The following is a 19,192-nucleotide window of genomic DNA, read 5'->3' on the forward strand; positions in this document are numbered from 1 at the left end:
AGAATTAAAGAAAGCTGCTAACTTAACAATACTCAATTAGTATCGGATAGATTTTAGGTTGGCTTGTTGATGAAACGCTTTACACTTATAACGATAGGATTCCTAGCGCTTTTAGGATGTGCCAAAAATTCAGGTGTAATCCCTTATGGTGAAAATACATTTATGGTCTCTAGGCAAGCAGCCACTGGTTTTTCGGGAATGGGCAACTTGAAATCAGAAGCTCTTGAGGAAGCCAGCGCACATTGCGCGAATTCGGGTAAGCAAGTGAAGGTTTTGAAAGAGGTAGATGCTGAACCACCCTATATTCTCGGTAATTATCCGCGAACAGAAATCCACTTTCAATGTATTTAGCTTTTGCTCACACAGTTGATGGCAACTATGTTGCCGCCAAAGTTTAACGAGCCAAGTCTGTGCTTGGCTCGTTCCTACCTGTACACCTCTGAGCGTTCAATCACTTCAATATCGTAGCCGTCGGGGTCTTTGATAAAGAAAAACTTAGCGACTAAGTCATCACCATTGTAAAAAGACTTAATTTCTTTGGGGTGATAGCCTGCGGCGATGGCTTTGCCGTGCAGCGACTCGAGGTGCTCTTCGGCAAAAGCGAGGTGGCCATAACCGTTACCCAAGTCATAATCGCTATCACTGTGATGATTCCAGGTCAGCTCTAGTTCAAAGCTGCTGTGTTCATTAGCTAAATAGATAAGTGAAAAATCAGCAAAATCGACCCTTCTTTTCACCTGCAATGCGAATACATCGTGGTAAAATTGAATCGAACGTTGCGCGTCTTTCACGCGGATCATGGAATGAATCATTTTGGCCATTATTTACCCCTGAGAAATCTATGTGTGAACTCTATGCATCAACTCCCCCTGAGCGCTACAGTGTTAAAAAGCGCTCTATTCGTATTCAAGGTGTAGTCACCAGCCTCGCTTTAGAAAATGAAATTTGGCATACCTTGGAGCGCATTGCTGCCCAAGAGCAGCTGCCCTTAGCGGAATTTATTTCCACCTTGTATCAGGAGGTGATTGAGCGTCATGGCAGCATAACCAACCTCGCCTCAATGCTAAGGGTCACGTGTTTAACGTACTTAGACCAGTGTAAACAAAGCTGAGTCGCTAAGGGTAGTAAAGGAATACTACATTAATAATAAAAAGCGGGTGAGCGCCTTATCGGGAGCCTCATGGGTAAAAGGCTACTCGCTCACCCCAAAGGGAAGGGATTAACTTTTCGCTGAGAGCTCTTGATTGACCTGGTCAATACCCACTTCGCTAATACGTGCAATGATCTCTTTTTGCTTCGCGTTGAGTAATGAGATGCCCTCAGCCACGAGGTCGTACACACGCCAGGTGCCAGATTTATCGCGGCGCAGCTTAAACACAATATCTATGGTTGGCTTACCGGGCTCAACAATTTCGGTTTTTACCGAGGCATAGCCATTGTCACCGTGGCCGTTAGGTTTAATAAAACGCACTTCTTGGCCTTTATAACTCATCAATGCATCGGCATACGTCACCGTTAAGTACGACTCCACCGCATCGATAAACGCCAGCGCCTGCCCCTTATTAATCTCGCGCACGTGTTTACCCAATAACTTAAACGACACAAACTTGGTATCAATGTGCGGTATTAACCGTGTTTTCACGACTTCTTTAAGTTTGGCTTTTTTGTCATCACCTTGAGCATCGACTGCGGCGATATCGACAAAGAGCTTATCGCCCACTTGCTTGAGCAGAGAAAACGGCGTATTGGTTTGCGCAGCATGAGCTGAGCCAAACGCAACAGCAAAAAAGAGTAATAAAAAATAACGATATGCTTTCATAGTGCATTCCAATGAGCTGTGAATGGTGAAATTCTAGCGCAGCGGCCTTCGCAAAGTAAGAAACAATAATGCACAGCATTGGTTCCAAAAATGCACATATCAATAACACCAGTAAAATCAGCTAATTAAGGTTTTTGTGCCATAAAGGCACAGTTGTTGTGCACGGGTGCGCATTGAAACTAAAGGGGTGGATATAGATATTACCGCTACTTTTTAGCAGCTAAACACAGACGTATGAAAGCAGTAATCATCCCATTAACCTTAGCGCTAAGTTCGCTCGTTATCACGCCTGCTCAGGCAGGGCCTCGCCATGGTGTTGCCAGTCACTACATTCAAGGTGAGGGTGATGTTAAAGGCATAAAATTGGCCTATCAGTACTACGTCAACGACTATTTACCCGAGCAATTCTCCCAGTTTGATGTGTACTTCGAGAGCAGCATCAATTTTTGGCGTTACGGCAAGGACAATCAACACGATCAAAATGTCGTGTTGGCACTATCACCGGTGTTTCAATACCCGATGACCACATTCAAAGGACGACCCTTGGTGCTGGAGTTTGGTATTGGTGTATCACTACTTGACGACACCCAGTTTGCTGGCAAAAACGTAAGCACTCACTACCAATTTGAAGACAGAGTTGGGGTGGTTTATAAAATGGAAAATGCCGATATTGGTGTGCGCTATATGCATTATTCGAATGCGGGGTTTAAAAGCCCGAATCCTGGCCTGGATTTTATCTCTGTTTCTTACACGCATTTCTTCTAACAGCAAAAAGGGCGCTAAGCGCCCTTTTATAAAACAATGTGCCACACCCGCATTAAGGCTGAATTTTGACCACTGGGCGCAATCGCGCACTGTGATTGTATAAGGTCGTCAGCGCATCTCGCACTGCCGCTTCGGTAAACGGGATCACTTCCAGATCCGGCGCAATAATCGCTCCCGATTGCACGTCTCCAATCAACTGTTGCCCCATAAAGCTAAGCTTTTGCTGTGCGCATAAGCTGTTCGCCAACCAAGCACCACCGAGCGACACCACAGAGATGTTCGGTGCGCGGCGGAATAACAGTTCTTGGGGAATACTAGGAAAGCCATTTAAACAGGCGATACGGCCACAAAAGCGCAAATGCTCTAAGTCACATAAGAATGAGTCACCACCACAGGTGTTAAGAATGGCATCAAAGCCGCCCGGACCCAGCTCATGTTTAATATTGCACTCCAGCCCTTCGCAATTGGCATCAAATACCACATCGGCCCCCAAGGCTTTCAGCCGCTCATGCTCCCCTGCTTCACTGTATACGAACACCATAGCTCCGCGCAGCTTGGCATACTGAATAGCAAAATGCGCCACTGCCCCGCAGCCAGAGTCAATCAACAGACTGTCTCCTTCTTCAAGCTGCAGCTTGTCGAGCGCCGCTAAGGCCGTCATACCGGCATTGGGCAAGGTTGCCGCAACCTCGCTCGGCACCTCAGCGGGGACTTCCGATACCGCATAGTTAGGAACGGTGGCATACTCTTTGAGCATGCCTTGCGAGCCAAGGCTGGCGTTAAACATCACCCGTGCGCCCTTGGCGGGAAACACGCCTGCGGGCGCGTTCAGTACCGTTCCCACCGCATCTAGGCCCAGCACATGAGGATATTGCCAATGGCAAAAGCCTTCTGCTGCCAGCTTGGCGTCGATGTGGTTTAACGCCACATATTCAATCGCCACTAACAACTCATTGTCATCAGCGACGGGAACGCTCTGCTTATTCATGCAAAGGGCAAATTGCGGCGACGGTTCATTGATCACCATCGTTGTCATTTGCTGTGCTGACTCTGCCATAACTCTGACTCACCTCTTAAATACTGTTCATGCGCAGAACCCCTAGATGATCGGCACCTTGTGTAGTGCGCGACTCCACCGTCCACTGAGCTCGGAATATACGCCAACCTGGGCATTGAGCCAAGTGTCACGCGTGATCAGGGTATCCTGCTGTGCTATTAAAACATCTTGACGGGCGTCCAACAACTCAAGGTATGGCAACTGCCCTTCCTCGTATGCAGCACGCGCTTGTGCATAAGCCTGTTGCGACGCTTGTAAGCGCGATTGCGCCAAGTTCAATGTTTGCTGTTGTTGGAAAACGGTTTGCAGCGAAAGTTCCGCACCGGCTATGACATTACTCAAGGTTTGCCGATAGCTGTGATACTGCGCCTGCGATAAGGCTTTTTGTTGCTGCAATTGTGCCAATAGCTCGGGGTAGCTGAACAGCGACCATTGCACTTGCGGCGTAACCTGCCACTGCCCCTGAGTCTGTTGAAAATGACTGCCACCTACGCCCAACACACCGGCAAACGCACTAAGGCTAACATCGGGGTACAACGCACGTTGAGCGCTGGTGCTCAACGCCGCCTGTTCGGTTAATTGGGCAACACTGCGGCGTACATCGGGGCGTTGCATAAGCGCTTGTTGTGGGTCTAACAAGGCGAGGTTGAGCGCCCACTGTTGATATTGCGCCTCGCTTAGCGCCGTTAGCTCCAACTGCTGCGCGCTGCTATCGAGAATCATCGCTAAGGTGGCACGCTCGGCCAGCATCAAGGCTTGTAGCTGTGGCAGGCGTTGTTTTAGCTGGAAGTACTGTGAGCGGGTGCGATTGAGTTCAAACTCGGTCGCTACGCCCTCTTCGACTTGCACCGCCAGTATATCCATACTTTGCGACAACGCCTCAAGTTGCCGCTCGGTCAGCTGCTGTTGTTGGGCAAACCCTTGCCAACGCATATAGCTGCGCACCGTGGTAACCACCAGCTCTTTACTGAGCTGTTGATGTGCCGCAAGTTGGGCATGGGTGCGGGCACTGGCAGCATCGGCAAGCGCGCGCAGACGCCCTGATAAATCCAGCTGCCAATTGAGCACACCGCGCGCACTGGCCTGTTCCTGCACGCCACTATATGTAGTTTGAACGTTCTTACCACGCTGCGCTTGAGCATTCAGGCCACCATTAGGCCAGTGGGCAAACTCACTGACATCCAAATTGGCCAACGCCGCCTTAATACGTGCGCTGGCGGCTTGTAAGTCTTGGTTGCGCACCAATACGCTATCCACCAGCTGGTTTAGTTCATCACTGTGCAGTTGCTGCCACCAACCGATTTCATCCGCACTGCGCTGCGCCATCAGTACCTGATTGCGCTCAAGGCGCTGCTGCGTTTGTTTGTCTGCCTGTTGCGCCTGAACAATAATACGCTCGCCGGGAGCAGCGCAGCCTGCTAAGGCTGCGATACTCAGGGCAATGACACTCATTTTAGTTGTGTTCATGATGCGCTCCTTTTTGTCCTAAGGTCACCACATAGTAAAATACCGGCGTAAATAGTAGCCCAAATACAGTCACGCCAATCATGCCAAAGAACACCGCATTCCCCATGGCATGGCGCATTTCTGCACCGGCCCCAGAGGCCAGTACTAAAGGCACAACCCCTGCTGTAAAGGCGATGGAGGTCATAAGAATCGGGCGTAAGCGCAAGCGACATGCTTCAATAATGGCCTGCCAATGACTGCGCCCTTGTTTGTGGCTATCGCGGGCAAACTCCACCATCAAAATGGCATTCTTAGAGGCCAACGCCACCAACACAATTAAGGCGATTTGCGTGAAGATATTATTGTCGCCACCAAGTAACCACACTCCCAGTAATGCCGAGAAAATCGTCATCGGTACAATCATGATAATCGCCAACGGCAAGCGTAAACTTTCGTACTGCGCTGCCAACACCATAAATACCAACAGCACCACTAAGGGGAATACGTAGACCATGGTATTACCGGCAAGAATTTGCTGATAGGTGACTTCGGTCCACTCATAGGCGATGCCGTTAGGCAAGGTGTCGCTGAGCACCTGCTCGATGGCCAACTTCGCTTGATCTGAGCTGTAACCCGGCGCCGGACTGCCGTTTAGCTCGGCACTGGGGTAGCCGTTGTAGTGCATGACACGATCAGGGCCGGTGGTAGGCGTGACCTTTAATACCGAGCCTAGAGGCACCATGTCGCCACTGCGATTACGCACTTTAAGCTGGGCGATTTGCTCGCGTTGCTGGCGATAATCAGCATCGGCTTGGGCTGTCACCTGATAGGTGCGACCAAAGACATTAAAGTCATTCACATACAGTGAGCCCAAATACACTTGCAGCGCATCAAACACCTCATTAAGCGGGATCCCTTGCAGCAGCGCTTGCTCGCGGTCGATATCAATGTTCATTTGCGGAACTTGAATACGGAAGCTGGAGTATAAGCCTGTTAACTCCGGTTGCTGACGCGCCTCAGCAATGACTTTTTGTAGCGCGGAAAAGAGCGCCTCAAAGCCTTTATTTGCTCTGTCTTCAAGCTGTAATTTAAAGCCACCTGTGGTGCCAAGGCCTTGAATGGGCGGCGGTGGAAATACTGCAACATAGGCTTCATCAATAGCAGCAAAACGCTGGTTAAGCTGGGCTGCGATAGCGTGTGCCGACATGCTCGGATCGCTGCGCTTATCAAAGTCATCAAGGGGCGTGAACACAATGCCGCTGTTGGTGCTATTGGTAAACCCGTTCACCGATAACCCAGGGAAAGACACGGTATTAGCCACACCGGGAACTTGCAGCGCAATTTTCTCCATTTGCTGCACCACTTTGTGGGTACGCTCTAAACTGGCCGCGTCGGGCAATTGCGCCACCGCAACCAAGTATTGCTTATCTTGCGCCGGAATAAACCCACCCGGGACTTGTTGAAATAACCCCACGGTGGAGCCTACTAATACTACATACACGGCACCGACGACCACACTCATGCGCAATAGCTTTTTCACCAGTCGCTCATAGCCGTTGGCGCCTTTGTCAAAGAGTCGATTAAAAGGTTTAAATAGCCAGGTTCCAAATAACCGCTCCAATAGCTGTGTAAGCTTGTCAGGCTTGGCATCATGGGGCTTAAGCAATAAAGCAGACAACGCTGGCGATAAGGTTAAGGAGTTAAACGCCGAGATAAGCGTGGAGATAGTAATAGTTAACGCGAACTGCTTATAAAACTGACCCGATAGCCCGGTGATAAACGCCGTGGGAATAAATACCGCACATAACACCAAGGCAATGGCGATAATGGGCCCGGTGACCTCAGTCATGGCAATGCGCGTGGCCGCCAATGGGCTATGGCCATTTTCAATATTACGCTCGACATTTTCGACCACCACAATGGCATCATCAACAACAATGCCGATGGCCAGTACCAGCCCAAATAACGACAAGGTGTTAATCGACACGCCGAGCCACTGCATCACCGCAAAAGTACCAATGAGGGAGACCGGTACCGCAATAAGCGGAATAATGGATGCACGCCAGGTTTGCAGAAATAAGATCACCACCACCACAACCAGTAGAATCGCCTCAAGCAAGGTTTTGATCACCGCATCAATCGAGCCGCGCACAAACACGGTAGGGTCGTAGGCAATATCGTATTCTACGCCAGCAGGAAAGTCTTGTGACAGGCGCGCCATGGTTGCACGAACATTATCGGAAAGTTCAATGGCGTTCGAACCCGGACGTTGGAAAATCGGAATGGCTAACGCCGGTTGCCCGTCTAGCATCGCCCGCAGGGCGTAGTTGTCTTGCCCTAACTCGATACGAGCGACATCGGCTAAGCGGGTAATTGCGCCGTTGTCATCAACACGCACCACCACCTGCTCAAACTCGTCAACGCTGGATAACCGCCCTTTGACGTTTAGCAACACTTGAAACTGACTGCTCGTTGGTGAAGGCTGCGCGCCTAGGCTACCCGCTGCGACTTGCTGGTTTTGCTCACGCAGCGCCGCAACCACATCCATAGCTGTTAGCTGACGCTCGGCCAGCGCACTGGGGTTGAGCCACACGCGCATAGCGTATTTACCACCGCCAAACATCTGCACATCGCCAACACTGCTCAGGCGTGCCAACTCATCCTTGATATACAAATCGGCATAGTTCGACATGTACGAGGTATCGTGGGTCTTTTCAGGAGAATAGAGGTGAACAACCATAGCCAAATTCGGCGAGGACTTTTGGGCCACCACGCCTAAGCGCTGCACTTCTTGCGGCAATCGCGGCAAGGCGCTATTCACTCGGTTTTGGACCTGCACCTGAGCGCGATCCAGATCTGTTCCCAAGGCAAAGGTCACCGTCAGGGTGAGGCGGCCATCACTGGTGGCTTGAGAAGACATGTACAACATGTTCTCAAGGCCATTTATTTCCTGCTCTAACGGCGTGGCAACGGTTTCAGCGATCACCTTAGGGTTAGCGCCGGGGTAAGTGGCATTGACCACCACCGTAGGCGGCACTACCTCAGGGTATTCACTGACCGGTAGCTGGAATAGTGAAATAGCCCCGGTGATCACAAACACCAAAGACAACATGGCCGCAAAAATCGGCCGGTTTATAAAAAAGTGTGAAAAGTTCATACGCTCCCCTAACGCGCTGCGTTTAATGCATTATCAGCGCCCTGCGCCGGTGCCATAACAAAGCGCGTGTCGCTAAAGTTAAGCGGGATTTCGTTCACCGACACCGTCATACCAGGGCCGACACGCGCAGGACCATTGGCAACCACCAATTCACCCGGTTCAAGTCCTGATTGAATAGCGCGAAACTCACCATAACGCTCACCGAGCTGCACTCGGCGGTATTGCAAGGTGTTATCACCATCAACGGTCAGCACAAAACGGTTTTTCAAATCGGTGCCAATGGCACGCTCCGGAACAATGGCTGTTGGGCTGGCCCCTTGTGCCGCTAAATTAATGCGCGCAAAAGCACCGGGCTTTAACTGATGAGCGACAGCGTCAAATACCGCACGGATGCGCAAGGTCCCGGTTCTGGCATTAATTTCATTGTCGATAAAATCAATGCGCCCAGTGATTGCCTCGCCCTCTGCGCTTTTACGCAAGTTTTGTAGAATAACGCGCGCCTGAGATTGCGCATTAATACCGGCAAAATCTTGATACCAGGTGCGCTCGTCAACATTAAAGTAAGCGTAAACACGGTCGTTAGAGACAATACGCGTTAACACATCTTGGCCTGCGGTGATGTGGTTGCCGGCTGTGATTTCGGCGCGGGAGATAACGCCATTAATCGGCGAGCGTATGGTCGCAAACGCTAAATCGAGTTCGGCGGCTTGCAGCTCAGCTTTAAGGGCACTGCGCTCGGCTTGGCGCTGCTTTAAAATCGCGTCGCGTTGCCCTGCTTGTTCCGTGGACATGGCATTTTTCGTCAGTAGACGCTGCGCCCGCTGCGCCTCACGCTCGGCCTGTGCCAATGCTGCTGAGTTGCTGATCAATTGCGCTTTTAAACGGTCCACTTGGGCGGCAAAAGGACGTGGATCAATTTGAAATAACGGCTGACCTTTCTGTACCTGCTCACCCTCACTAAAAAAGGTTTGCGTAATTTGCCCAGACACCCGGCTTTTCAGCGCCACTTTGCTCGGCGCCTCCAACCGCGTAGTGAAACTGTGCCAACGCTGCGCGGGTTGCATTTGCACGCTGGCCACATCGATGGTCATCATTGGCCCCTGAGGGGTTGCTTGCTGGCTGGCTTGCTCCGAGCAGCCTGCTAGTATCAATGCAGCACTTAATAGTACCGCTGTTGTTTGCGCCAATCGCATAGTTTATCTCCTTGTTCGAAAGTACTGTCGATCCTAAGGAAAGCGATTGATGATAAAAATAGTGGTTTTATAAAAACATTAATGCCAGAATGGCACCAATAAATCATCGCACTGTCATGCAGGCCGCACTATGGATACCACAAGCCGTTTAATTATGCTGCTCGAAGTGGTTGAGCAAGGCTCTTTTTCTAAAGCCGCAGAGATGCGCAATATCGATCGCTCGGTGATCTCAAAGCAAATTAGTAAGCTCGAAGATGAGCTCGGTGTGCGATTGCTCAATAGAACCACTCGTTCATTTTCGCTTACGGCAGCGGGCGCAGAAATGGTGAAAAAAGCCAAAGAACTGCGCTTGCTGCTCAATGACACCGTGCAATTGGCGGAAAACTACCACCAGGAGCCACGCGGTTTGCTGCGTATCACCACCTCCACTATTTTGGGCCGACGCTACATACAGCCGGTGATCAATGATTTTCAAAAGCGCTTTCCGCAGGTGAGTATTGATATGCGTTTGGACGATCGCTTAGTGGATATGGTTTCTGAAGGCTTTGACTTGGCCTTTCGCGTAGGTGAGCCCCGCGATTCATCTTTGATTGCTCGAAAACTGGCTCGTAACCGCGTGTTATTGCTGGCTACTCCGCAGTTTGTCAATGCCTATGGCGAGCCGCAAAGTATGGAGGAGTTGGGTAAACTGCCCGCGGCCACTTATCACAGCGCGCACAAGCGCGTCGATACCATTAGCTACATCAATGATCAGGGTGAGCAGTGTGAACAAGGGATCAATGCGGTCTACAGCGCCAATGATGGCGAGGTATTGCTGGATAAAGTGCTCTCGCATACGGCCTACGTGTTAGCGCCTGCTTTTTTAATTAACGACGAGATTAAGAGCGGTAAATTAGTGCCGTTGCTGCCCCATATTACTTTACCCGATTACAGTGCCATGTACGCCTTGTACCCACACCGTGATTTACCGGTGCGAACACGGCTTTTCCTTGATGCTGTGCGCCATTACATTGGTGAAGGGGTGCCACGTTGGGAGCGTAATATTCCCGGCTTAGATAACTTGTATCAGGGCCGTTAACGCCCGTGTAATGCATCGGTAATTTGCGTAAAGCCAACTGGTTTACCGATAAAGCTGTCCATTCCCGCCTCCAAGCAACGCTTTTTATCGAGCTCAGAAATATTGGCTGTGAGCGCGATAATATGGGGCTGCTTTATATCTGCGTTGCCGCGAATTTGTGCCGTAGCGCCAAAGCCATCTAGCACTGGCATCACGCAGTCCATAAAGACCACGTCATACCCGTCCTGCGTGTTACCCACCAACTCCACCGCTTGCTCGCCATGCTCGGCAAAATCGGCATCTAATCCCAGTTTACCTAACAGCGCTTTCATCACTACGCGGTTCATCTGATTATCATCAACCACTAAGATGCGTAAATCAGGGTTGATCCCTTGGGTATCAGGCAGGCTTCGCAGCTGCGTGGCAATCGGCTCGCCCTTCGCAAGCTTGATAGTAAAGGCGAACTGACTGCCCTGGTCGGGCTCGCTCTCAACCTCAACATGGCCACCCATTAACCGGCACAGCTCATAGACAATCGACAAACCCAGACCAGTGCCGCCAAATTCACGAGCTATATGCGAACCACCTTGGGTGAAAGGCGTAAACAATGCCTTTCGTACTTGTTCATTCATGCCCACACCGGTATCTACAACCTGGGCCTGCAAGGTGTAACCTGTCTTACTTTCAGCAAGTTGGGCACTTAAGGTAATACTGCCTCGGTGGGTAAATTTAAGGGCATTACTGAGCAAATTGGTGAGGATTTGTTTGATTCTCATGCCATCGGCTTTTACCCAAGCCTCGTTACTGACATCGAATCGATGGTTCAGGGTAATGCCTTTTTGCGCGCACAAAGGTTGATAGACAGAGATCACATCGTTAAGTAATAGCCCGACATTCAGGTCTTGATGCTCTAAGTGCATCTGCCCTGCATCTATCTTCGAATAATCAAGTACATCATTGACCAAGCGCACTAAGGTATCAGCACCACTGAGCGCAAGCTCAACACGCTGTGAGATCACCTGTAAATCTTCCTCTCCCTGCATCGCTAGCAACATGCCGTTAATGCCATTGATGGGGGTTCGCAGTTCATGACTGATTTTTGCTAAAAAGGCACTGCGGGTACTTAATAGGTGCTCAGCTTGCTCACGTTGCTGCGCGAGGGCCTGGCGTGTGTTGACAATATCTGTGATATCTTGAATTGCACCATTTATACGCACGCATTGACCCTGTTCACACTCTGGTTTGCCCTTTATCGCCACCCATTTTTGTTGGCCATCTCGGGCAGTCAACGCAACTTCACAGCTCCAAGGTTGGTGCTCAGCAATTGCATGATTGATGTGCTGTTCAATTTTGTCCCGCTCAATTGGCACGTAGAATGATAGCGCTTCACTTAAGGTCGGTTGAAAATCATCTGCGACACCATGAATGACTTTGGTTTGTTTTGACCAATATAAGCTATCGCGCACTAAGTCGACTTCCCAGGCACCGATTAGCGCCAGCTCACTCATGGCTTTAAGGGATTGATGTTGCAGTCTAAGTGCTTGAATGTCTTGATACCTGGCTATCTCAATGCCTATCCACTGGCCGAGTAAGGTCACGTAATCGAGCTGCTCACGAGTGAACGCTTGATGGTGAATATTTGGCGAGGAAAAGTTGATGGTGCCATAGACTCGACCCGCCACCTCAATAGGTGCACCAATGTAACTTTCCAATTGGAAGTTGATGTAACAAGGGTGGGTTGCGATATCGCTATTTCCTGCGTGCTCAAACGCCAAAGCGGACTTGGCATGCAGTGTATGCGTGCAGTAGGTTTCACCGAGGTTAAAATGTGCTCCTACAGCCAATGAATCATCAGGGGTAATAACATGCTCAACAATGTAGTCTTTACCATCAATTCGGCTGACAATAGCGATATCCAGTGCAAATTCATCAAGGCCAAAGCGCATTAAACGATGCACTTTTTCAAAGAAGCTGAGCTGTTGATCTGAGGTGATCTGATGTAGTCGAGCCAGTGTGCTCACGCAAATCCTTAGCAGCATTAAGCGAAAAAATAGCGGAGTATCCCCGCTGGGTACTCACTCTAGTATCACCAATAACAGCCGAATTATCTACCTCAGTGTAAAAATTCAGCCTTTGTTCGCAGCTAGACATAGAAAAACGCTCAAACCACGAATAAGTAAACTTAATTTATTTACCGGACCCCAAAATAAGCTTCAACTAAAAACAATTAATAATCATAGAGATAAAAAATAAAACCCGGTAATTCATAACTTTTCATAGTGATTCAAGACTCAAAATGCGTACTCGACCTAGGTTGATGGCAGATAAATGATAACGCTGTCATTTGTCGTGTTTGTAGCAGTCAAATAATAACTAAATGCGCTCCTTCGGGCAGTGTGCCGCCACAGGCCGAGCACAAGGGAGCACAACAACACCAAGGGGAAAGTTTATGAGTCATCAACTCACACCCGTCGCTTGGGCCATTGGCCTTGCTTGCATTGCGGGGTCGTTTAGCAAACCGGTGCAAGCGCAACAGCCGCAGGCCACCAGCAGCGATATGGAAGTGATTCAAGTGCGTGGTATTCGTTCCAGCGTAGTGCGCTCGATGAATACCAAACGCTATGCCAATGCGGTCGTCGATGCCGTTACCGCAGAAGATATTGGCAAATTTCCGGACCAAAATGTTGCCGAGTCGCTGCAGCGTATTACTGGCGTATCCATCACTCGCAGTTACGGTGAGGGCGAGCGTGTCAGTATTCGCGGTACACCAGAAAGCCAAAACCGGACGTTGCTCAACGGCCAAGCGGTGGGCTCCGCCGATTGGTGGACCAACTCAGCACCCAGTCGTGGCTTTAATTACACCATGCTGCCCTCAGAGATTGTTTCTGGGCTGGAAGTGTATAAATCGCCAGAAGCAGACCTAGATGAAGGCTCTATTGGCGGCACCGTGATCGTGAAAACACGTAAACCATTGGACTTGCCCGCCCACAAGATTGCCGGCTCGGCATTAGCGCAATACAGCGAGGTATCCGGTGAGACCGATCCGCAGCTATCGGTAATGTACAACTATAAAAATGAGCAAGAGAATTTCGGTGCACTATTGTCGTTAATTCGCCAAGAGCGCAACCTTCGACGCGATGGTATCGAAGCTTGGAGTTGGATAGACAGAAACATTACCACCGCAGCGGGCGATACCTATAGCAATGTCTACAGCCCAGGAGGCGGCGGCTCAGCGATGTTCACCCAGGAACGCGTGCGCACGGGTTACACACTGGCATTGCAATATCGTCCCACCGATGAGCTCGACATCAGTTTCAACGCTTTAGATTTTACCTTAGATGCCGACAACACCAACCAAAACTTCCTTTGGTTACCCGGATACGGTGGCTCTAACTACCTTGATGCTGAGGTCATCGACCACCCCGTTGTTGGCGATATGCTGGTCGCTGGGACCTTAGGGTTATCTCCTGATGGCAATAATATCTTGGATGAAACTAAGGTGCGTAACTCGCAAATAGATACCCTTTCTTATGACTTAAAAGTGGTGCACCAAGGTGTACTTTGGAAAAGCAGTGTACACCTTGGTTATACCGAAGGCAGCGGCGGTAGCCAAGCTGACCGCAGTGTCGGCTGGGAGGGTAACTATCAGCATAGTTTCAATACCAGTCAGGTTGAGGATGTACGCACTGAATATGGCGCCGACCCAGCGGATGGTCGTAATTGGGACTTAGGTTTTTTACGCTATGACAGCAATGATGCCAAAGATGACGAAAGCTACATTCAATTCGATTTTGAACGCCCTATTGATGTAGCGGTATTTAGCGCTATTAAACTAGGTGTAAAGTATCGCGACCATACGCGCTTTAATACGAAACACACCACCGATGCGCGTACCGATCTGGGCTGGAACCTTGGCGACTATGCCAACACCATGCCCAGTGACTATCTTGACGGTTTAGGCAGTCCCGGTACGCTCACTAATTATGCCATTACTGACTCTGACAAAGTCCGTCGCGAGGGCGATGCCCTAGACTGGCAATACCGTGTCCTAAAAGCCAGTACTTTTGAGATAAGCGAGAAAATAACCGCAGGCTATGTCAAAGCCACGATTGATGTCGAAGGTATGCGCGGCAACTTGGGAGTACGCTTAGTTCAAACACAGCAAGACTCGGGCGCCTACGCAGGTGCTGAAGGCGCACAGGTGTGGACACAACAAGATAAAGACTATTTCGATATTCTCCCAAGTATCAACTTGGCTATCGACCTGAATGACGACTTGTTGATGCGCTTTAGTGCAGCGCGAGTGATGTCGCGCCCGGATTACGCAGATTTGAGCTCGGCCACCTCCTATAACAAGGAAACCCAGACCGGAACCGGAGGGAACCCTGATCTCGACCCTTATCGCGCTGATCAGTTTGATACTGGCTTAGAGTGGTACTTCAATGAAGCAGGGCTGCTCTCTGGCGTGTTCTTTTATAAAGACATTCAATCCTTTATTGATAGCACACCCAACTTAGAGGTACATGAAGGAGTTGAGATATTAATTAGCCGCCCCGTTAATGGTCGTGCTGGGCGCATTCAAGGCTTAGAACTTGGCTACCAGCAAGAGTTATATCAAGGTTTTGGCATCGGTGCCAACTACACCTATGTCGACGGTGAGGCGAAAAATGATGAGGGTGACGATGTCACCATTCCTGGTAACTCAAAACACACCATCAACCTCAGCGCATACTACGAGAGTGCACACTTTAGTGGCCGTATTTCATATAACTATCGCACCGGTTACGACACCGGCCGAGATTGGCCCGGTTACATCGATGATTATGGTCAAATTGATGCCAATCTGACCTACAACATTAACGATAACGTCGCGGTGGTGTTAGAAGCCATTAACCTCACCGATGAGCATACGTTTAGCTATCAGGAGGAGGATGTAAAACAAGCCCTGACTTCGGTCTATGCCGATGGCCGACGATTTACTGCCGGCGTACGCTTTAAATTTTAGCCCCTTCCCCTCAATATCAACTCTGCCACTTATCGTTGGTATTGAGGGTGTTAGCAGCCATGCGCGGCTAGCACAGGCCCGCCAAGGAGGCCGTCTCCACGACCATAGGCAACGGGCCTTTATCCCCTAGTGGGGAAGCTAATAGCTCTTTGGCAAGATGCCAATGATTATATGCTGTTAGCTTTTTTTTCACTTAGTTTGTACAATTGAGTCGTTTTAAATCGCCAGAAGAAGCGCTTTGTTGCTGATATTAAAAGGCTTTACTTATATTGCGCCGTACTAACCTCGCCTCAACGACCTTTGTTATATTGTTGGTATCGCTCAGTTATGCGCTGCCGGTACGTGGCGATCTTGCTAGTGCCACCAAAGCCTACCAAGCGCAACAATACACTGAGGCGTATCAGCAATTTAAAACCCTAGCGACGCTGGGTAATGTCGATGCACTCTATAATTTAGCAGTGATGAATTTACACGGCCAAGGCCGTGAGCAAAACCTTAACAAAGCCTTTAGTTACTTTGTGTTAGCCGGTGATTATGGCTTGTCTGCAGCCGATAACCATGCCCGCCTCATTGCGCAGCAATTAGAGCATAACCCCGAGCACAGCGAGATCTTCACGCAGTTGGCGCATCAATTCGATATTAGGGAGCATAACCGTCGCTTGGGGTTCGAAAACAGTGACCTTGGCAATACCTCCACGCTCAGTACGACCTATCAAGTACAACCTAACTACCCCAGCCATGCGATTGAAAAAGGCATAGAGGGCTGGGTTTGGGCCGAGTTCGATATTGACGCCAGTGGCGCGGTAAAAAATACCGTGGTTATTGATGCCTACCCACCCCATGTGTTTGAAGAAAGCGTCCTTGCGGCGCTAAAGCGCTGGCGTTATGTCCCGCCCGAAAGCCAAAATGCCCGTCGCGGACGTTCCTTGCTGTATCACTTCAATACTCATAAAGGTGAACGTTATCGACAAAGTTTCACTAGCCAACAACGCCTTTATGCAGAAGAGATCAGTGCGCTTGTCGAGGCGGCAGAGCAAGGACAAAGCGACATTCAGTACCGCATTGCCACTTGGCTCAGCTCTGAGCAGTACAATGTCAGTCAATTACTTAAAGCGCACTGGCCAGATAACAATGCCAACATCACCTTATTGCGCGCCAGCGCGCAAAATAACAACGCTAAAGCGCAGTACCGCTTAGCAAAAAAATTGCTTAACAACAGCGATCCACGCACTCGCCAGATTGGCCTAAATTGGCTCCGTGTGGCCGCCAACAATCAACTGAGCGCTGCGCAATGGACCATGAGCTTACACACCACCAACTCCGAGCGCCAAATGTGGCTCAAACGCAGCGCCAAGCAAGGTCATTTGCGCGCTCAGATTGACTTGGTGCAGCTACTACTTGAGGAGCCAAAAAGCGCTGAGCAAGACATAACTTTTTGGCTGAACCAAGCACAACAACAGGACAACACGCACCCTGACTTATTGTGGGCACAGGCCCTATTTAATAAGCATCGCGGCCAACCCTATCAGCAGCTTATGTCGCAAGCCCGACAACAAGCACAGTCACGAGGCTGGTCTGAGGCTGCATATCAAGATTAAAGGGTATTGATGACGATATCGTACTCAAAGTCAGTAACTTGGTTGTACACTAAACGCGAGCCATCGCTGGATGTCGCCAAAGACAACGATACATCGGCGCCGTAACCATAAAAACCAAGCTTGCCAATATACGTATTCTGCCTTGGATTGTGTGTGTAACGATACAAACTCAGCTGATGCCCTTGGCGAATCACATAATAAATGCCCCCTTTGAATATCGCCGGTCGATAGATACGCATTGAATCAGCAATCACATCGCTGGGGATAAAGGCGCTAATACGTGCTTGCCACACTGCTAAAGGCTCATTTTGCGGCGCTAGCTTATCGCTGCTAGGGGACGCCACCCGAGAGTCTAAATCATATTGCCATACCTTCCATGGCACGTTTTCATCATCGCGGATATGATACTGGATGTGCTTATCATTGGCGCTAAACTGCGCCATCTTCAGGCCATATTGGGGATCCACTATCTGTACCAGCGTGCGCGAGAACACATGCAGTAAATACAGGCTATTATCAACATTGTGTATCAATAAGTAGTCACCATCGTGGGAGTAACGCATAGATTTAATGCGGGTATTAGCAGGGAATGAAGCTAATAAGCTTGGTGAGCTTTGCTGCTGGCGCTTTTGCCAAATTTCAACGGGCAGGTTCCTAGGATCGCCTGCTTTGGCATATGAGGCGTAAGCCAGCTGCTCGCCATTGGCTGACAAAGTGGGGATCACATCAAGGCGCGTTGATGAACTTAGCTGGGCTGATTGAAGCGTCCCTGGAGAGCGCCACGTGGCGGCAAAAAGGTTGACTCCAAAACTCCCCTCATTATGCACCACTCGCGTGCCCGCTTCGCTATGACTTACACTCAAATCCTGACCTAACGCAGCGGTGTCGCCAAAGCTTTGCTTCCCACCATCTAAGGCAACCAGATGCAGCTTTTGCGCACCCACCCAAAGCCCATTTTCAGACCAGGTAAGACTTTGAATGGGGTGAGTGGAGGTAAACAACTGTTGCTGTGAGCCGCTATCGATATGTCGCACCCAAACCTGAAACTGATTTCGTTCGCTGACCACATACGCCAACTGATTATCCTGGCTTAACGCCGCCACTGTGCTAGGCAGCTGAGCAATAACCTGGCGCTGGGTTAAGTGCGCTCGGGCCTGCAATTGCAAGCGATACGTCACCAGAGCAATCTCACCTTGGTGCCATTCAAATAGCCATACCGTGTCGGTACTGGGCCAAAACACCGGGCTGCCTCCCACTCGTTGCTGACAGTGCCCTAAACTGATGTCTTTTGCTAGACGCCAAAGCTCAACGGGCTGCGATGTCGGTAAAAGACGTAAGTCACAGCCAAATGCATCAAGGCGCTCATACAGCAGCCAGTGACCGTCTTTGGAAAAGGCCAACGCCTGTTCACTATACCCTGAAGTGCGAATGCTGTGATGGGCATGGCTGTGGGTGTCGTAAATCATTAAATCAAAATGTCGGCGATTTTTAGCACGTTGCGAATAGGCTAGATAACGACCATGATGTGAAAGCGTTAAATGGGTCTCGCCACCGGGAGCTGAGGAAGCCCGGTATTGTTCACTAAAGAGCTGCACTGAAGAGCCTTTCGGCCACACCCACATCAGGATAACAAGGGCCAGTGTCAGTGCTGCTACCCCGAGCCAAGGCAACCGCTTATTAAACGCAGAACGCTGAATAGTTACAGGCGTAACCTCAGCAATAAGTTGATAGCCAATGCGCGGGACGGTTCTAATAAATCGAGGTTGCCCCTTATCATCGGCTAACTTTTTGCGCAGCTGGGTGACCAATTGGCTCAACGAGTTATCGCTCACCACCACATCGCCCCATACCGCATTGAGAATATGCTCGCGACTCACGGCCTCGCCCGGACGCTCGGCAAGTACCCGCAACAGCGCACATTGCTTTGCCTCCAAAGGATACCAACGACCTTGGCGACGCACGCGCATGGCCGCAAAGTCGACAAGGATATCGCCGATATAACATGATTGATTTGCCACAGCCGGGTTATTCAAAATGTTCGCAAGGTTAAAAAGTGGTTAATGATTGCCAAGCACGATATGATACCTCAACTTTG

Annotated in this window: 14 protein-coding genes; 6 read left to right on the forward strand and 8 right to left on the reverse strand. The window is 49.9% G+C overall.

The window, feature by feature from the left end; all coding sequences use genetic code 11:
• Window positions 1-69: 69 nt before the first annotated feature.
• A complete protein-coding gene (locus MHM95_RS06795) occupies window positions 70-351 on the forward strand; it encodes a hypothetical protein (protein ID WP_239384796.1) in 282 nt (93 codons plus the stop codon).
• A 74-nt stretch (window positions 352-425) separates the two neighbouring features.
• Here the strand turns inward: MHM95_RS06795 and MHM95_RS06800 are convergent, their stop codons facing one another.
• Complete coding sequence (locus MHM95_RS06800) at window positions 426-821, reverse strand: VOC family protein (RefSeq protein ID WP_045978911.1); 396 nt, start codon at window positions 819-821, stop codon at window positions 426-428.
• A 20-nt stretch (window positions 822-841) separates the two neighbouring features.
• On the opposite strand from MHM95_RS06800, the gene MHM95_RS06805 reads away from it, so the two are divergent.
• On the forward strand, window positions 842-1,111 hold the full coding sequence (locus tag MHM95_RS06805; RefSeq protein WP_053909659.1) for a ribbon-helix-helix domain-containing protein: 270 nt from the start codon (window positions 842-844) through the stop codon (window positions 1,109-1,111).
• 108 nt (window positions 1,112-1,219) lie between these two features.
• On the opposite strand, the gene MHM95_RS06810 is transcribed toward MHM95_RS06805, so the two are convergent.
• Window positions 1,220-1,819 (reverse strand): ABC transporter substrate-binding protein, encoded by a 600-nt coding sequence (locus MHM95_RS06810; protein WP_022946612.1) that lies wholly within the window; start codon window positions 1,817-1,819, stop codon window positions 1,220-1,222.
• Between the two features lie 234 nt (window positions 1,820-2,053).
• On the opposite strand from MHM95_RS06810, the gene MHM95_RS06815 reads away from it, so the two are divergent.
• On the forward strand, window positions 2,054-2,584 hold the full coding sequence (locus MHM95_RS06815) for an acyloxyacyl hydrolase (RefSeq protein ID WP_239384797.1): 531 nt from the start codon (window positions 2,054-2,056) through the stop codon (window positions 2,582-2,584).
• 52 nt (window positions 2,585-2,636) lie between these two features.
• Here the strand turns inward: MHM95_RS06815 and MHM95_RS06820 are convergent, their stop codons facing one another.
• The 4 genes from MHM95_RS06820 to MHM95_RS06835 are packed head-to-tail and all read right to left on the reverse strand — an operon-like array spanning window position 2,637 to window position 9,437.
• The gene (locus MHM95_RS06820; RefSeq protein WP_022946610.1) at window positions 2,637-3,641 is read right to left on the reverse strand and encodes a zinc-binding dehydrogenase; all 1,005 of its coding nucleotides are present in this window, start codon (window positions 3,639-3,641) and stop codon (window positions 2,637-2,639) included.
• 42 nt (window positions 3,642-3,683) lie between these two features.
• On the reverse strand, window positions 3,684-5,108 hold the full coding sequence (locus MHM95_RS06825; protein ID WP_239384798.1) for a TolC family protein: 1,425 nt from the start codon (window positions 5,106-5,108) through the stop codon (window positions 3,684-3,686).
• Window positions 5,095-8,244, reverse strand: coding sequence for a multidrug efflux RND transporter permease subunit (locus tag MHM95_RS06830; RefSeq protein WP_138588491.1), 3,150 nt, complete (start codon window positions 8,242-8,244; stop codon window positions 5,095-5,097). The genes MHM95_RS06825 and MHM95_RS06830 overlap by 14 nt, the downstream gene beginning before the upstream one ends.
• An 8-nt stretch (window positions 8,245-8,252) precedes the next feature.
• Window positions 8,253-9,437 (reverse strand): efflux RND transporter periplasmic adaptor subunit, encoded by a 1,185-nt coding sequence (locus MHM95_RS06835; protein ID WP_239384799.1) that lies wholly within the window; start codon window positions 9,435-9,437, stop codon window positions 8,253-8,255.
• Between the two features lie 130 nt (window positions 9,438-9,567).
• Here MHM95_RS06835 and MHM95_RS06840 point away from each other — a divergent pair, with 130 nt between their 5' ends.
• Window positions 9,568-10,515, forward strand: a complete 948-nt coding sequence (locus tag MHM95_RS06840) for a LysR family transcriptional regulator (protein ID WP_022943685.1) — start codon at window positions 9,568-9,570, stop codon at window positions 10,513-10,515.
• On the opposite strand, the gene MHM95_RS06845 is transcribed toward MHM95_RS06840, so the two are convergent.
• Window positions 10,512-12,515, reverse strand: a complete 2,004-nt coding sequence (locus MHM95_RS06845) for a GAF domain-containing hybrid sensor histidine kinase/response regulator (RefSeq protein ID WP_239384800.1) — start codon at window positions 12,513-12,515, stop codon at window positions 10,512-10,514. The two genes, MHM95_RS06840 and MHM95_RS06845, sit on opposite strands and share 4 nt — an antisense overlap.
• Before the next feature lie 428 nt (window positions 12,516-12,943).
• Between MHM95_RS06845 and MHM95_RS06850 the strand changes: the two genes are divergently transcribed.
• Together MHM95_RS06850 and MHM95_RS06855 are read left to right on the forward strand one after the other, a co-directional pair.
• Entirely contained in the window at window positions 12,944-15,499 is a 2,556-nt protein-coding gene (locus MHM95_RS06850; RefSeq protein WP_239384801.1) for a TonB-dependent receptor, read from the forward strand.
• A gap of 269 nt (window positions 15,500-15,768) precedes the next feature.
• Window positions 15,769-17,097 carry a TonB family protein gene (locus MHM95_RS06855; protein ID WP_239384802.1) on the forward strand — a complete coding sequence of 443 codons (1,329 nt, stop codon included), beginning with the start codon at window positions 15,769-15,771 and terminating at the stop codon, window positions 17,095-17,097.
• Here MHM95_RS06855 and MHM95_RS06860 read toward each other — a convergent pair.
• A complete protein-coding gene (locus MHM95_RS06860; RefSeq protein WP_239384803.1) occupies window positions 17,094-19,115 on the reverse strand; it encodes a transcriptional regulator in 2,022 nt (673 codons plus the stop codon). The genes MHM95_RS06855 and MHM95_RS06860 overlap by 4 nt on opposite strands.
• Between the last annotated feature and the right edge of the window lie 77 nt (window positions 19,116-19,192).

This window comes from Pseudoalteromonas sp. CnMc7-15, assembly GCF_022347925.1.
Taxonomy (GTDB): Bacteria; Pseudomonadota; Gammaproteobacteria; order Enterobacterales; family Alteromonadaceae; genus Pseudoalteromonas; species Pseudoalteromonas ruthenica.